The sequence below is a fragment of the Kitasatospora sp. NPDC041988 genome, from assembly GCF_055588525.1.
Map to the genome: position 1 here is coordinate 1 of NZ_JBVJCO010000056.1, position 13,749 is coordinate 13,749.

The following is a 13,749-nucleotide window of genomic DNA, read 5'->3' on the forward strand; positions in this document are numbered from 1 at the left end:
ACCCGCTCCCGCCTGGGACGACTCGTCCGCCAGGGAGTCCTCGAGCAACCCGAACGCGGCCGCTACCAGAAACGGACTTAACGTCCTCTCAGAGATGGCCTTTCCAGGACTTCGTCGACACCGCCGACCCGGCATGCTGGAGGGCTGCCTGGAACGGGCAGGACATGGTCGGCGTCGCCCTCTGCTCCATCCGCCGTCACGACCACACCGTGGGTGAGGTGGAAGAGCTGAGTGTCCGGACGGACCAGCGACGCCTCGGAATCGGCCGGGTCCTGCTGCTGGACGGGCTGCGGAGCCTTCGCGAGCAGGGTGCAACGACCGCCCGGCTGTTCACGGGCACGGCAAATCCGCACCGGTCCTACGACCTTTACGAGAGTGTGGGGTTCCGGCGGCAGAACGAGTACGTCCGTTACCGCAAGCCGCTTGCTTGATCGACCGGCCATTGGGCTGTCGGGTCAGTCCACAGGATTTGACAATTCCTCCTGAAACGCGAGCCTGGGCGCCTTGGATGTTGCGTCAGCAGAAGGAGAAGCGTTCGGCGGCTTCGGCGGGTGTGACTCCTTCTCTGCGCCCGGGGACGTCGTGGACGGCTGCTGCGCCCTCTGAGCGCAGTTGGTCGGTACTGGCGTCCCGCGTCATGATCGCGGCGTAGGCGCGGACATCCGCGGCAGTGACGTCCGGACGCGCCCGCTCGCTGTGCTGTTGCAGGAGGTCGGTGATGTCGGAAGTGAATCGCAGCATGGTCACAGGAGCGTTGAAGCGCCTGGCGATGGCGAGGAGCCGTGCGCGGGCCTGCGAGGTGACGTTCGTCGATTCCGCGACCGCGCTTCGCCCCGCAGCGAGCCTGGCGACGATCCTGCGGTCGCGTTCCTCGAAGACGCGCGCGTCCACCTCATCGAAGTCGGATTCGGCGGGCGGGGTGCCGAAGAGCTCCGCACGGATCTCGTCGCTGGACACCACGGCTTCTGCATCGATGCACCGCCGCCCGATCAGTGCCCTCACGAAGCTGGTCTTGCCCGAGGCCGGTGGCCCGACAAGGACGACGAATCCCACCGGTACCAGGATCACCCCGACGCCGGCGGGCTCGGGACCGTTCGTCACGGGGCGGGACTGTCGAGGTAGAGGCCGCAGGCGCAGTCCAGGGCGTCTTCGGGCGAGCCGAAGGGAAGGCCGGTGGGCAGGATGTTGTCCTCGTACTTCTCTCGGCTGGCGAGGTGGAGCGCGAAGCCCCAGGTGTGCAGGACGCCGGTGAAGCGAAGCCGACACAGGGGCAGGGGCCCCTCCTCACCGGGCAACTCGCCTGCCACGTAGGCGAATCCGGACCGGAAGCGGACCTGCACGCGAGCGAGCTGGGGCCAGTGCTCCTTGGCGCGGGCGTTCAGCCGGTGGCTCAGGTGGTGCTGCATGGACTCGGGCGGGTTCTTCGGCACGGAGTCCATCCTGCAGGCATCCGCCGCGACACGCCATGATCATCTCTTTGGTCGGGGTTGACGGACGGGGTTGCGGGGATGGACACGGCAGTGGTCGTGGAGCTGGACGAGGTGGCGCGTCGGCACCTGATACGAGTGGCGGTCTCCGTGAAAGAACAGGTGAGAGCTGTTCTACGGGCACGGATCGTACTGGCCGCAGCCGAGGGTCTGAGCAACGGTGCCATCGCGCGGGAACTGGCCGTCGGGGTGAGCACAGTCCGCAAATGGCGCGGCCGGTTCGCCGGCTCAGGCCTGGGCGGGCTGGGGGACGCCGCCCGCTCGGGCCGCCCCAGGACCTACGGCCCCGAGGTTCGGGTGGCGATCGTAGCGGCGGCCACCGGCACACCGCCGCACCCGGAGGCGACAAGGTCGCACCGCACGATCGCCGCCGAGGTCGCCGCCACTGTGTTCGCCGACATCTCCCCCTCCCAGGTCGGCCGGATCCTGGCTGACCTGGACCTGAAGCCGCACCGGGTCGGCGGCTGGCTCACCCGCCGTGACACCCCCGACTTCTGGGACCGTGTCACGGACGTGTGCGACCTGTACCGCTACCCGCCCGAAGGCGCGGTGGTGCTGTCCATCGACGAGAGACCGCGATCGCCGCCCGCTCGCGGCGCTACCCGGGCCGACCCACCCGACCCGGCGAAGCCGTCCGCGAGGAGTTCGAATACCGTCGTCACGGCACCGCGTCACTGGTCGCCGCGTTGGACGTGACCACCGGCGAGGTCCTCACCGAGATCATCGCCCGCAACGACGCGGTGACCTTCACTGCCTTCCTGGCCCGGCTCGATACCGCCATCGCCCCGGGCCGGAACATTCACGTCGTCCTGGACAACGGCTCCTCCCACACCGCGAAGCACACGAAGAAGTGGCTGGCCCAGCACCCGCGCTGGACCGTGCACTGGACCCCGCCCCGTGCCTCCTGGCTCAACCAGATCGAGCTGTACTTCTCCGCGATGACCCGCCGAGTCCTTCGCCACGGCGACTTCTCCAGCCGCGACGACCTCATCGACAAACTGGAGACCTACGTCATCGGCCGAAACGAAACCGCGAAGCCGTACAAGTGGACCTACGACGGCACCCCACTCAAGGTCACCTGATCAACCCAACACCCCTCCACGAACTTCCGCAGAGCAGCACTAGGACACGGCTCGTGAGACAGCGTGCGCTGCACCAGGGCACTGCGACCTTGTGAGAAGGTCGAGGGCGTGCCGTGCCGCCAGGTCGATCAGGCTGATGTTCGCTGCGCCGGCCACGTCCGGTTCCCGTGGCGCGTCGCGCCGCGGAACGTCCTGGCCGACGACGGCGATGCCCCGGCCGTACGCGGCGCGAAGCCGTGCGGCGGTGCTGGACTTGCCGGCGCCGCTCGGCCCGCGCACCACGATCGGCACCGTGTCGGGGCTGCCTGTTACGCCGGTACTGCGCACGCCGCCCGGGGAGCCGCCTTCCGCTGTGATCCATGACGTACGACGGTATCTGTCGGCAGGTCCCGGGCGGGGGAGATCCGCCTTGCCGGGCCTGTAAGGGCCCGTTGGGCGGGGCGGTGGGTTCGGAGTGGGAGTTGCCGCAGCGAGGCGGCACTGGAGACCGCACAGAGTGCCCGGACTGCGCCGCCGCCCGTGAGAAGAAGGATCTCGGCCCGCTGCGGCTGTCGCTGCCGACCGCGAAGGAGTGGACGTAGAAGCGGCGGAACAGGCTCGAGGGTCCGTGGTGGGAGCTGCGGCTGCTCCATGAGAAGCTCTACCCCGCCTGGAAGCGCCCAGTGTGATCTGCTTCCGGCTCAGGGCGCCTGTACAGGGGTTCCTGGGCCGGGGGTGTGCGGGGGTGGGGTCGGCTACCGGCCGGATTCGTCGAAGGCGGCCTGGAGGTCGCCGGCCAGGGATCGGAGGTCGCGTGCTCAATCAGGCTGCTGACACCGGGGGCACAGCTCGTGGCGGCCCTCGGGTGTGATCACGGTGCCCCAGCTGCGGCATTCTTCGCAGCCGCGGGCCCGGTCGATGTTCGCGCGGATGGTGGGAGCGTGGGGGTGGGCTCCATGAGTCATGGGTGATTTTCCTCTGTAGAGCACTATCACTTACGCCCAGTTTGCCATGGTTCGTATAGATATGCGACATGGGTGGCTGGCGTTCGTGATCTGCTTGGGCGGCAGGACACAGGTCCACGGCAAGCACAAGGTGCGCCCGGACGGGGTGTGGCGGGCTCCGGAGGTGGGGGTGCCGGTGCTGATGGTGGAGGTCGGCCGCTCCATCATGGCCCCGGCCCGGGTCGCGACCAGGGCCCCTCCTCGGGTGGCGGCGAAGTTCGCCGCCTACCGCGAGCTGTTCCGCACCAAGGTCAAGGACAACGACCCGGCCCTGGCCGGCGGGGAGCCGGCCGGCCGGCCGGTGCTCCGGTGGCGTGGTTGGTGGGGGTCGGCCAGCCGGGAGGGGAGCTGTGGGGTGGGGGGGGTGCGGTGGTACGCCCCTGGCTGTTCCAGGTTGTCCGGGGGCGGGGGCGGGCCGGTGGTTCCGTCTGCTGTCCTGGGCGGGACGGTGGTTCTGTCCCCCCCCCCCCCCCCCCCCCCCCCCCCCCCCCCCCCCCCCCCCCCCCCGCCCCCCCCCCCCCCCGCGGCCGTGCGGTCGGTCAGCCGGTGGTCAGCCGGTGGTCAGCACCAGCTTGTGCTTGGCCGACTTCTCGACCGCGTCCGGCGAGTAGGCCCAGGTCAGCAGTTTGCCGCCGAGCCAGAGGTCGGTCTGGTCGTTGTAGTTGGGGTGGAAGGCGTGCCCGGAGGCGCCGCCGACGTTGATCCAGCGCGAGGCGTCGAGGTCACTGAGGTCGACCACCATCCGCATCGACGGGATCCAGTCCACCTGGTAGCCGGCCGCCGCGTTCCAGCCGGCCGCGTCGACCGCCGCCGAGCCGCCGGAGAGGCGGTACGGGCCGCGGTTGAGCAGCTTGTGGACGACGCCGGAGGCGATCGAGGAGTCGTCGGAGCCCAAGGTCTGCTCGCGCAGGGTCAGCTTGTGCAGACGGCCCCAGCTCCAGGTCGAGATGTCCTTGCTGAGCAGCGAGGTGAGGTCCTGGCGGGCATTCTTCATGGCCTCGGCGAGCAGGTTGTCGAGGCCCTTCTGCTCCTTGTGCTGCGAGTCGATGTACGTCCACCAGCTGCTGTCGGGCTTGTCCAGCTGCTGGCGCACCACCTCGGTCCAGCGGTCGCCGCCGTCCGGCTGGGCCTTGCCCGGGTCGCGGGTGCCGCACTCGGTGACGATCTGGGAGCTGCTGTCCGGCTTGGTCGGGTCGGTCTGCCGGCGGACCAGCAGGCAGTTGTCGTCCGCCCGCAGGTCGGCCGGGAACTTCTGGCCGAAGGAGAGGCTGAGCAGCTGGCGCCAGACACCGTTGTAGTAGGCGGCGGCGGCCGAGTCGGCGTCCTGGTGGAAGTTCCAGTCCTTCAGCAGGTCCTGCGCCTCACGCACGTACGGGTCGTCGATCGGCACCTTGAGCAGCAGCGGGACCAGCTTCTTCGCGAGGATGCTGGTGTTGTCGAGCTGCATCTCCTGCATGTCGTCCGGCGAGATCCTGCCGTTGTTCTTGAGCTTGAGCTCGATCTGGTCGGTGATCTCCTTGGCCCGGGTGCCGTACTCCCAGTCCTTGGTCAGCAGGTACTTGTACGACGGGTCGACCACGGCCTGGTTGGCGGTGACGATGTAGCCGGCGGAGGGGTTGTAGCTGTAGGGCAGGGCGGTGAACGGGATGGAGCTCTTCCACTGGTAGGCGGAGTCCCAGCCGGGGGCCGGGTAGCTGCCGTCGCCCTTGCCGCGCACGGGGATGTCGCCCGGGGCCTGGTAGCCGATGTTCGAGGCGTCGGCGTAGATCAGGTTCTGCGCGGGGACGGCGAAGTCCTTGGCGGCGCCCCGGAACTCCTCCCAGTTCTTGGCGCGGTCCAGCGCGAAGACGGCGTCCATGGTCTTGCCGGGGTTGAGCGCCGTCCACTGCAGGGCGACGCCGTAGCCGCCGGTGCCGCGGTCGGGGGCCGCGGTCCCGTTCGGGGCGTACTTGCCGACGTTCTGCTGCTCGGTGCTCTGGTCCGAGATCAGCGGGGCGCCGGTCTGGGTGGTGCGGACGGTGATGGTGCGGTCCTCGCCGCCGGCGACCTTGATGGTCTCCTTGCGCAGCGTGAACTTCACCTCCTTGTTGTCCACGAGGTACGTCTCCGGGCCGGTGACCTTCTCCAGGTAGAGGTCGGTGACGTCGGCGCCGAGGTTGGTGAAGCCCCAGGCGATGTCCTTGTTGTGGCCGATCACCACGCCCGGCATGCCGGCGAAGGTGAAGCCCGAGACGTCGTACTGGCAGGCGGCCGAGGTGGTGCGGCAGTGCAGGCCCATCTGGTACCAGACCGAGGGCAGCCCGGGGCCGAGGTGCGGGTCGTTGGCCAGCAGCGGCTTGCCGGTGGTGGTGTGCGAGCCGGCGACCACCCAGGAGTTGGAGCCGATGCCCTGGCCCTGACGGCCGAGCAGCTGCGGCATCGCGTCGATCCGGTCGGTGATGTCCTTGAGCGTCGCCTTGGTGGCGGCCGCGCCCTGGGCGGCGGTACCGGCGGCACCGGCGTTGGCCTGGCCGGAGCCGTCGGCGGGGCGGTAGGTGTCGCCGCCGACGGTGCCGGTCTTCACGATCGTGCCGTTGCTCGCGTACGGGTACTCCGGGTACAGCTCGGCGATCTTCTCCGGGCTGAAGTCCTGGGCGAGCAGCGAGCGGTCGATCTCCTCCTGGAGGTTGCCGGAGAGGTTCCAGGCCATCGCCTTCAGCCAGGACACCGAGTCGACGGGCGTCCACTGCTCGGGCTTGTAGCCGCCGTTGACGACGCCGAGCAGCGTGTACTCCAGCGAGGCGCTCTGGCCGCCCGGGTGTTCGCCGAGCCAGGCGTTGACGCCGTCCGCGTAGGCCTGGAGGGACTTCTTGGTCTCGGGCGTGAGCTTCTCGTCGAACTCCTTCTGCGCGACCTGGCGCCAGCCCATGGTCCGGATGAAGGAGTCGGTCTCGACCTGGCCGTCTCCGAACATCTCGGAGAGCCGGCCCGCGGTGATGTGCCGTCGGACGTCCATCTCCCAGAAGCGGTCCTGGGCCTGGACGTAGCCCTGGGCGCGGAAGAGATCCTCGTTGGTGTCGGCGTAGAGCTGGGGGATGCCGTTGGCGTCCCGCTTGACGTCGACCGGCGCGCTCAGGCCCGCCACCTTGACGCTGCCGTCGACCTCCGGGAAGGACGCGCGGACCGCGGCCACTCCCTGGTAGCCGCCGTAGCCGGCGCCTGCCACCAGCAGCATGACCAGCACGATCACGATCAGACGGGCGCGCCGGAACTTCTTCGAGCGGGGCATCTGGGTCCTTGCGGTCCTCGACTGGGGAGCAGGTGGGCGTGTCCAGGGCACTCGGCCATGACAGGGCACCACATTAGGCCGACTCGGCTGGCGGGCGTGCACGGGGGACGCTCACCGTGGGATCTGCGGAGGTCAGAGGAGCGCCGGAGAGACTTCCGGGGAGCGGAGGCGGAGGCCGATGTGACGGAAGAAGCTAAAGATATGGCAAAATGTTAGACTGAGTAACGATCCGCAAGGGGAGCAATCGGCCTTCCCGGCCCCGGCCTCCCTTCCGGTCGACTCCTTCGGCCTCACCGCCGTCAGACACCCCGCCCGCCCCCAGCCTGCCCGAGGTGCCCCTGCGTGAATGTCGACCACCTGAACCAGCTGCTCCTCGAGTTCTCCGTGATCCTGCTGGTCGCGGTGGTCGCCGTGCGCATCTCGACCCGGTCGGGACTGCCCAGCCTGCTGATCTACCTCGGCATCGGCGTCGCGCTCGGCCAGAACGGCCTCGGCGTCTCCTTCAACAACGCCGCGCTGACCCAGGTGCTCGGCTACGCCGCCCTGGTGGTGATCCTCGCCGAGGGCGGTCTCAAGACCAGCTGGCGTGAGGTCAGACCGGTGATGCCGGCCGCCACCGTGCTCGCCACCGTCGGCGTCGGGGTCAGCGTCTTCGTGACCGCCGCCGGCGCGCACTGGCTGGTCGGCCTCGACTGGCGGACCTCCATGCTGCTCGGCGCGATCGTCTCCTCGACCGACGCCGCGGCCGTCTTCTCCGTCCTGCGGATGGTGCCGCTGCCCCACCGGCTGACCGGCCTGCTGGAGGCCGAGTCCGGCTTCAACGACGCGCCCGTGGTCATCCTGGTCGTGGCCTTCGCCACCACCGGCGAACTGGACTCCTGGTACGTGCTGGCCGGCACGATCGTCGCCGAGCTGGCCATCGGCGCGGCCGTCGGCTTCGCGGTCGGCAAGATCGGGGCGTTCGGGATCAAGCACGTCGCCCTGCCGTCCTCCGGCCTCTACCCGATCGCCGTCATGGCGCTCACCGTGCTCGCCTACGCGGGCGGTGCGCTGCTGCACGGCTCCGGCTTCCTCGCCGTCTACATCAGCGCCGTCATCCTCGGAAACGCCAAGCTGCCGCACGGTCCGGCCGTCCGCGGCTTCGCCGACGGCCTGGCCTGGATCGGGCAGATCGGCATGTTCGTGCTGCTCGGCCTGCTCTGTACCCCCGAGACGATGGGCTCGGCCGTGGTGCCCGCGCTGGTGATCGGCGCCGTCCTGGTCTTCGTGGCACGGCCGCTCTCGGTGGTGCTGACCCTGACGCCCTTCAAGCTGCCCGCACGCGAACAGGCGCTGCTGAGCTGGGCCGGCCTGCGCGGGGCGGTGCCCATCGTGCTGGCCACCATCCCGATGGTGGCCGACGCGCCGATGGCCCAGGACGTCTTCAACATCGTCTTCATCCTGGTCGTGGTCTTCACCCTGCTCCAGGGCCCGACCCTGCCCCTGGTCGCCAAGTGGCTGCGGATCGGCGAGGGCTCGATGGGCCAGGACCTCGGCATCGAGTCCGCCCCGCTGGAGAAGCTGCACGGGCACCTGCTGTCGGTGGCGCTGTCGCCGAACTCGAAGATGTCGGGCGTGGAGATCGGCGAGCTGCGACTGCCGGCCGGCGCGGCGGTCACCCTGGTCGTCCGCGAGGGGAGCAGCTTCGTGCCGGACAAGGCGACCGTGCTGCGCGGCAGCGACGAGCTGCTGGTGGTCACCACGGACGAGGTGAGCGAGGCGGCGGAGCGGCGACTGCGGGCCGTGGACAAGGGCGGCAAGCTCGCCGGGTGGCTGTACGGCCGGGGGGCCTGAGCGCCACGAGTGGGGCCCGGGCGTCGCGGGCGGGGGCCCGGGCGTCGCGGGCGGGGGCCCGGGCGTCGCGGGGGCCTGGTGGCACTGCGGGCAGAGGTCCTGAGGGGTTTGTCCAACGTTCACCTTCAATTGGCAGGACGATTTTGGACTCGCCCTGTACTGTGGAGGCAAGCGCGACATCTACGCGCGTATAAGTATGATGGTTGATACACACCCAGCATCTGCCTGACGCAGAGTTGGCGCGACCGCTCGGCGGCCGCGGCCAGACCCCCGGCAACCACGCCGGTCCGGCCCGGTAACTACCCCGGTCGACGCGCGAGAGGACGACTCTCGGCGCCGTCGGGGCCACCCCATGCCCCTTCCGCGCTACCAGGCAGCAGGAAGGACCGACCGTGACGGCCCGCCGAACGGTCGACAACAGCGGCGTCCCCACGGACGCCCCCTCGGGTACCTCGCCGGACACCGCGTCCGCCACCGAGGCCCCCGCCCGCGTCGGGTACGGCGCACTGCTGCGCACCCCGGGCGCCTGGACGTTCCTGGCGCCCGCGTTCGCCGCGCGCCTCCCGTACGCCATGCTCAGCCTGGGCATCCTGCTGCTCGTCTTCGACACCCACGGCTCGTACGGCACGGCCGGCACCGTCGCGGCCGTCTCGGCCGTCGCCCAGGCCCTCGTCGGCCCGCAGACCGGCCGGCTGGCCGACCGGTACGGCCAGGCCGCCGTCCTGGTGCCGAGCGTGATCGTGCACGCCGTCTCGGTCGGCGCGCTGATCGCGCTGGCGCTCGGCCACGCCCCCGTCTGGGCCCTGCTGCTGGCCGCCGCGCCGGCCGGCGCCAGCGTGCCGCAGATCGGCGCGATGGTGCGCTCCCGCTGGGTCGCCAAGCTCTCCGCCGACGGTGCACCTGCGGCCAAGCTGAACACCGCGTTCGCCTTCGAGTCGGTGACGGACGAGTTCACCTTCGTGATCGGCCCCGTGCTGGCCAGCGCCATCGCCACCTCGGTCAACCCCTCGGCCGGGCTGATCGCCGAGGCCGCGCTGACCGTCGCCGGCGGGCTCGCTTTCGCAGCGCAGCGCCGCACCGCCCCGGCCCGGCACCCGCATCAGCCGGGCGCCCGCCGCGTCTCGGCCCTCTCCTCGCCCGGCGTCCGGCTGCTGGCCGGCGCGTTCCTGGGCGTCGGCACCGTCTTCGGCGGGATGCAGGTCTCGGTGACCGCCTTCACCGAGTCCGTCGGCCAGCCCGGCGCCAACGGCACGGTGTACGGGATCTTCGCCGGCGGCTCGATGCTGGCCGGTGTGCTCTACGGCATGATCGCCTGGCGCCGGGCCGCCCAGCAGCGGCTGCTGGGCAGCTACGCACTGCTGGTGCTGGGCTGCTCCACGCTCTGGGCGATGCCCAACCTGGTCGCGCTGTCCGTCGCCGGACTGGTCTGCGGCCTGGCCATCGCGCCCACCCTGATCACCGGGTACACCCTCGTCGAGACGCTGGTCGCGGACGGCGCGAAGACCGAGGCCTTCACCTGGCTGACCGGCGCCATCGGCCTCGGCCTGGCGACCGGCTCCACGGTGGCCGGACGGCTGATCGACAGCCACGGACCGTCGGCCGGGTTCCTGGTGCCGGTGGCCGGCGCCGGGCTGGGCCTGGTCGCCCTGGTCGCGCTGCGGCACCTGCTGGTCGCGCCGGGCGCCGCGAGCACGGTGGTCGCGGGCGGCGGCGAGCGGCCTGTGACGCGGCAGCTGGTGGGTGCGGCCAAGGGCTGAGCGGGGCGCGTACAGCACTCACGCGGGGGTCGCCACACGGCGGCCCCCGGCTCATCTCACATTCGAGTCGCTGGACTGATGCAGCGGAATGCCGCATCATTGACCATCGTTAGCACTCATCAGGCGAGAGTGCCAGGAGGAAGACAAGTGCCCACGTACCAGTACCAGTGCACCGAGTGCGGCAACGGCCTGGAGGCGGTGCAGAAGTTCACCGACGAGGCGCTGACCACGTGCCCCGACTGCCAGGGACGGCTCCGCAAGGTCTTCTCGGCCGTGGGTGTGGTCTTCAAGGGTTCCGGCTTCTACCGGACCGACAGCCGCTCGTCCTCCAGCAGCACGGTGGGCGCGGGTTCGTCCTCGTCGACCTCGTCCTCGTCGGCCGCCCCGGCCTCGTCCTCGGGCGGCTCCGCCCCCGCGGCGAGCCCCGCTCCGGCGGCTGCGGCGAAGCCGGCCGGCTGATCCCAGGCTTTCGAAGGGCCCGTCGTCCCCGCTTCGGCGGGGTCGGCGGGCCCTTTGCCTTCCCCCGGCGTTCCCGGGGCCACATTGCGCCCCGAGGTCATAGTGCGCCCTGGAGTCACATTGCACACCGGGGCCTTAACGCACCCCGGGGTCATATTGCATTCCCGGGCTCATTGAATTAACTCGCACGGGCGATGAAAGTTATCCACAGGCCCGGGTTGTCCACAGGTTCCGGGAAAGGCCTTCCGCCGGGCCTGCGAGCGTCCCAGAGTGTGCGTCACGAGAGGTCGGCCCACCCCGGGCCGGCGCCCTGCGACCACCGGCGGTGCCCATGACGACCACGAGCCTCCCCCTTTCGTTCCCGCTCCCCGCGCCCGCTGTCCCGCCGCGGCGGGAGGTGCCGTCCTTCCCGCCGATCCGGCGCGGATCCGGCCGGCTCCACCGGCTCCGGCAGGCCTTGCGGCACCGGCCCGGGCTGCCGGTCCTGCTCCTGCTCGCCGTGGCCGCGGCACTGGCGTCCGGGCCCGCGTGGGCGGGCCTGTCACCGCCCGGAGCCACGCCTGTCCACCAAACGGGTTGTCAATCGGAGGGCGGCGAAGATCACCCGTAACCGGACAACGACTTCGTCGTTCGCGCGGCATGAAAGGCTTCAAAGAATTCCTGCTGCGTGGAAATGTCGTCGATCTCGCCGTCGCCGTGGTCATCGGCGCGGCTTTCACCAACATCGTCAACGCCTTCGTCAAGGGCGTGATCAACCCGATGTCGGCGCGTTCGGCCCGAAGGACCTGAACTCCTACACGTCCTGCCTCAAGGGCCCCTGTGAGCTGAGCGCGACCGGCGAGGCCGCGTCCGGCATCCTGATCCTCTGGGGCTCCGTGCTGAGCGCGATCCTCCAGTTCCTGATCACCGCGGCCGTCGTCTACTTCTGCCTGATCCTGCCCATGATCAAGTACACCGCCAAGCGCAAGACCCTTGCCGAAGTCCAGGCGGAGGCGGAGGCCAAGGAGGTCGTCCTGCTCACCCAGATCCGCGATGCGCTGGTCACGCCGCAGCGCTGAGCCCAGCTGCACTGCGCTGAGCTGAGCTGTACGGCGCCGAGCTGCGCTGTGGCACGGCGCCGCTCAGCGCCCGGGGCGCCCGGTCAGTCGCCGTGGTGCGGCGGGCGCTGGCTCAGGTACCAGTCCAGCCCCCGCCCACTGCTCTCCCCCGCGGCCTGACGGTCGCCCCAGCCGGTGTCGGTGTCGTCCCGGGACTGCTGGTCCAGCGGGTCGCGGAAGACCAGCCGGGCCTTCGGCGCCGCCTCGGTGGCGGGGGCGGCAGCGACCTCGGTCGTCGCGGGGTCCCCGGTCGTCGCCCGGTCCGTGGCCGCTGCCTGGTCCGCGGTCGCTGCCTGGTCCTCGGTCGCCGCGGCGTCCTGCACGGGCTTCTGCTCGGTCACCGGTCGGCCTCCGTCTTGCACGTTGTCCACTCCTCCAGCCTAGAAGCTCCCGGCGCCGGCCCCGGCCCTGCATCGGCCCTGCACCGGCCCCGGCCGCCGTCCGGGCACGCACGCGGGCCCTGGGTGCGGAGCGTTCCGCACCAGGGCCCGGGGCAGCGGCCGAGGCGGCCTGGGCAGCCGGGAGGGCGTCAGGCGGCCTCGAAGCCCGCATGGTCGGCGATCTTCTTCAGCTCGGCCAGCGCGTGCTTCTCGATCTGGCGGATCCGCTCACGAGTCAGCCCGTGCTGCTTGCCGACCTCCGTCAGCGTCCGCTCGCGGCCGTCCTCCATCCCGTAGCGGGACCGGATGATCGACGCCGTACGGTCGTCCAGCCGCCCGATCAGGTCGTCCAGCTCCTCGCGGCGGAGCATGACCATCACGGCGTCCTCCGGGGACGTCGCCCCGGTGTCCTCGACGAGGTCACCGAACTGGGTCTCGCCCTCGTCGTCGACGGACATGTTGAGGCTCACCGGGTCGCGCGCCCAGTCGAGCACGTCCTTGATGCGCGCCTCGGTGGTGTCCAGCTCGGCCGCGATCTCGGCAGGCTCTGCCTCGCGGCCCAGCTCCTTGGACTTCTCGCGCTGCACCCGCCGGATCCGGCCCAGCTCCTCGACCAGGTGGACGGGCAGCCGGATCGTCCGCGACTGATCGGCGATCGACCGGGTGATCGCCTGCCGGATCCACCAGGTCGCGTAGGTGGAGAACTTGAAGCCCTTCGCGTAGTCGAACTTCTCCACCGCCCGCACCAGGCCCGCGTTGCCCTCCTGGATGAGGTCCAGGAGCGGCAGGCCGCTGCGCGGGTAGCGACGGGCGACGGCGACCACGAGACGGAGGTTGGAGCGGATGAAGACGTCCTTGGCGCGTTCGGCATCCTCGGCTATCGCTTCGAGCTCCTCGCGCTTGACGCCCTTGGGCAGCTCTCCTCCGTCCAGCAGGTGCTGGGCGTACACGCCGGCCTCGATCCGCAGCGAGAGCTCGACCTCCTCGGCGGCATCGAGCAGGGGCGTCCTGGCGATCTCGTCGAGGTACATACCGACCAGGTCACGGTCGGCCTCAAGGTTGGTCGGGCGGGCCGCGCGAGTCCGGTCGGCCCTGTCGCGAACGACGGCACGGGTGGCCATGCTTGCTCCCTTTGCTGGTGTTGCCGAGGTCTGCCTGCCTGCCCTGAGAGGGCAAGAAGTGCGGGCCCCACGGGGCTCACACGTAACGATCCAACGAACAGATTCCGGACAACATTCCCAAGTCGCTCAGATTCTTCCAGCGATGCAGTATCCTGCCGGTTTTCACCCCGGTCGTGGACGGAGGGTGACCACTCCGGTGCGTCGGGTGCCAGCCGGGCGACCGGTTCGGAGCGGCGCGGCGCATAGCCCTTCGCAACCCCTTCACCGCTTCACCCCTTTCCA

The 13,749-nt window shown here is 70.5% G+C and carries 11 protein-coding genes and 1 pseudogene; 7 read left to right on the forward strand and 5 right to left on the reverse strand.

Annotated features, from left to right (window positions below; genetic code table 11):
* Nucleotides 1–431 (forward strand): GNAT family N-acetyltransferase (locus ACZ6NC_RS36315; protein WP_465738150.1); only part of this gene is annotated, 431 nt, incomplete at its 5' end.
* Nucleotides 432–516: 85 nt separating this feature from the next.
* Here the strand turns inward: ACZ6NC_RS36315 and ACZ6NC_RS36320 are convergent.
* A complete protein-coding gene (locus ACZ6NC_RS36320) occupies nt 517–1,101 on the reverse strand; it encodes an AAA family ATPase (RefSeq protein WP_465738151.1) in 585 nt (194 codons plus the stop codon).
* Nucleotides 1,098–1,430 carry a hypothetical protein gene (locus ACZ6NC_RS36325; protein WP_465738152.1) on the reverse strand — a complete coding sequence of 111 codons (333 nt, stop codon included), beginning with the start codon at nt 1,428–1,430 and terminating at the stop codon, nt 1,098–1,100. Before ACZ6NC_RS36325 ends, ACZ6NC_RS36320 begins: the two co-directional genes overlap by 4 nt.
* 78 nt (nt 1,431–1,508) lie before the next feature.
* Between ACZ6NC_RS36325 and ACZ6NC_RS36330 the strand changes: the two genes are divergently transcribed.
* Entirely contained in the window at nt 1,509–2,183 is a 675-nt protein-coding gene (locus ACZ6NC_RS36330) for a helix-turn-helix domain-containing protein (RefSeq protein WP_465738153.1), read from the forward strand.
* Complete coding sequence (locus tag ACZ6NC_RS36335) at nt 2,066–2,569, forward strand: IS630 family transposase (RefSeq protein ID WP_465738206.1); 504 nt, start codon at nt 2,066–2,068, stop codon at nt 2,567–2,569. The genes ACZ6NC_RS36330 and ACZ6NC_RS36335 overlap by 118 nt, the downstream gene beginning before the upstream one ends.
* Before the next feature lie 1,533 nt (nt 2,570–4,102).
* Here the strand turns inward: ACZ6NC_RS36335 and ACZ6NC_RS36340 are convergent.
* Entirely contained in the window at nt 4,103–6,820 is a 2,718-nt protein-coding gene (locus tag ACZ6NC_RS36340) for a penicillin acylase family protein (RefSeq protein WP_465738154.1), read from the reverse strand.
* Between the two features lie 342 nt (nt 6,821–7,162).
* Here ACZ6NC_RS36340 and ACZ6NC_RS36345 point away from each other — a divergent pair, with 342 nt between their 5' ends.
* The 4 genes and pseudogenes from ACZ6NC_RS36345 (at nt 7,163) to mscL (ending at nt 11,927) form a co-directional block, all read left to right on the forward strand.
* Nucleotides 7,163–8,653: a potassium/proton antiporter gene (locus ACZ6NC_RS36345; RefSeq protein WP_465738155.1), complete on the forward strand. Its 1,491-nt coding sequence runs from the start codon at nt 7,163–7,165 to the stop codon at nt 8,651–8,653.
* Between the two features lie 506 nt (nt 8,654–9,159).
* Complete coding sequence (locus tag ACZ6NC_RS36350) at nt 9,160–10,410, forward strand: MFS transporter (RefSeq protein WP_465738207.1); 1,251 nt, start codon at nt 9,160–9,162, stop codon at nt 10,408–10,410.
* 147 nt (nt 10,411–10,557) lie between these two features.
* Nucleotides 10,558–10,869, forward strand: coding sequence for an FmdB family zinc ribbon protein (locus ACZ6NC_RS36355; protein ID WP_465738156.1), 312 nt, complete (start codon nt 10,558–10,560; stop codon nt 10,867–10,869).
* Between the two features lie 639 nt (nt 10,870–11,508).
* Nucleotides 11,509–11,927, forward strand: a pseudogene (mscL, locus tag ACZ6NC_RS36360) (large conductance mechanosensitive channel protein MscL).
* 83 nt (nt 11,928–12,010) lie between these two features.
* Here the strand turns inward: mscL and ACZ6NC_RS36365 are convergent.
* Nucleotides 12,011–12,307: a hypothetical protein gene (locus ACZ6NC_RS36365; protein ID WP_465738157.1), complete on the reverse strand. Its 297-nt coding sequence runs from the start codon at nt 12,305–12,307 to the stop codon at nt 12,011–12,013.
* Nucleotides 12,308–12,495: 188 nt separating this feature from the next.
* A complete protein-coding gene (locus tag ACZ6NC_RS36370; RefSeq protein ID WP_465738158.1) occupies nt 12,496–13,467 on the reverse strand; it encodes a sigma-70 family RNA polymerase sigma factor in 972 nt (323 codons plus the stop codon).
* Nucleotides 13,468–13,749 lie beyond the last annotated feature (282 nt).